The 1,402-nt window shown below is 67.7% G+C and carries 1 protein-coding gene; it reads left to right on the forward strand.

The window, feature by feature from the left end; all coding sequences use genetic code 11:
* Positions 1-265: 265 nt before the first annotated feature.
* Complete coding sequence (locus HMPREF3086_RS10900) at positions 266-1,357, forward strand: IS110 family RNA-guided transposase (RefSeq protein ID WP_198150851.1); 1,092 nt, start codon at positions 266-268, stop codon at positions 1,355-1,357.
* Positions 1,358-1,402 lie beyond the last annotated feature (45 nt).

Raw genomic sequence — 1,402 nt, forward strand, 5'->3', positions numbered from 1 at the left:
GACTCGGGGTGGCAGGGAAAGAGGGCTGACAGTGATGATGTGTGTAGTGGTTCTTCGGGCGGGTCTGACTCACGGGCTGACCGTCGCGGTGGCTGACTAGAAGCGGATTTGTCGGCCCGCTCGGGGGATCGCTACGCACGCGACCGGACGGGCGTTTGTGACCTCATAGGAGCTTGGTTCAGAAGCCCCGCCACTGTCTTGTCCGCCCGCCTGGCCGGCGCGTGCTGCCCCACCGGGATCAACGAGAAAGGCAGCAGTGACCATGATGTCCGATCAGCACGTGCATGTCATCGCCGGAGTGGATACGCATGGCCAGACCCATCACGCGGCGGTGATCGACTCCCTCGGGCGGCATCTGGCCGACCGAGAGTTCCCGGCCACGGGTTCCGGGTACCGGCAGCTACTTTCATGGCTCGGCGGCCACGGCACCGTGCAGGCCGTTGGGGTCGAGGGCACCGGTGCCTACGGCGCCGAGCTGTCTCGGGTGCTGGCCCGGGCCGGACTATCGGTGGTCGAAGTCGACCGACCCGACCGCAAGACCCGGCGGATGAAGGGCAAGTCCGACCCGATAGACGCCTATGCCGCTGCTACCGCGGTCGCCTCCGGGCGTGCCACTGGCGTGCCGAAGACCCGCGACGGGATCGTGGAGGCCGTCCGGGCCTTGCGTGTGCCTCGGCGCTCCGCGGTCAAGGCCCGTACCCAAGCGATCAACCAGGCCAGGCAGCTGGTGATCACCGCTCCGGAGGAATTGCGAGCCCAGTTGCGTGGCCTGCCCGCCCGCGAGCTGGCCGCAGTCTGCGCCCGGTTCCGTCCCAGCGACCTCGCTAGTCCCCTCGGCGCGACCAAGGCGGCACTACGCATTCTGAGCCGCCGGATCCTGGCACTGAGTGAGGAGATCGCCGACCTCGACGTCGAGCTGAAAGCCCTGACCGCGCAGACGGCTCCGACCCTGATGAACCGCATGGGCGTGGGACCTGACGTCGCCGGGCAGCTTCTGGCCACCGCGGGCGACAACCCAGACAGGCTGCGCTCCGAAGCGGCGTTCGCGCACCTGTGCGGCGTGGCCCCGATCCCTGCCTCTTCAGGACGACGAGACCGACACCGACTCAACCGCGGTGGCGACCGGGCCGCGAACCACGCCCTGCATACCATCGCACTGAGCCGCATGCGATGGGACGAACGCACCCGCTCCTACGTTGACCGACGAACCGCGCAAGGCCTGTCCAAGAAAGACATCATGCGCTGCCTCAAACGCCACATCGCGCGCGAGATCTACCATGCCCTGATCAACGACCTACAGGCTCGCGACCCCGCCACCAAAGCACCGACCACCGCCGACCTCGCCAAAGCCGCTTGACATCCATAGGAGCATCCACCAGATCGCCCCACCACCCACGGCCGG

It is taken from the genome of Dietzia sp. HMSC21D01 (assembly GCF_001815995.1).
Lineage (GTDB): Bacteria > Actinomycetota > Actinomycetes > Mycobacteriales > Mycobacteriaceae > Dietzia > Dietzia cinnamea.

What these genes read in the sequence shown, in the direction of transcription:
- HMPREF3086_RS10900 (WP_198150851.1), top strand. Translation starts at nt 266, where the DNA reads ATGTCCGATCAGCACGTGCATGTCATCGCCGGAGTGGATACGCATGGC.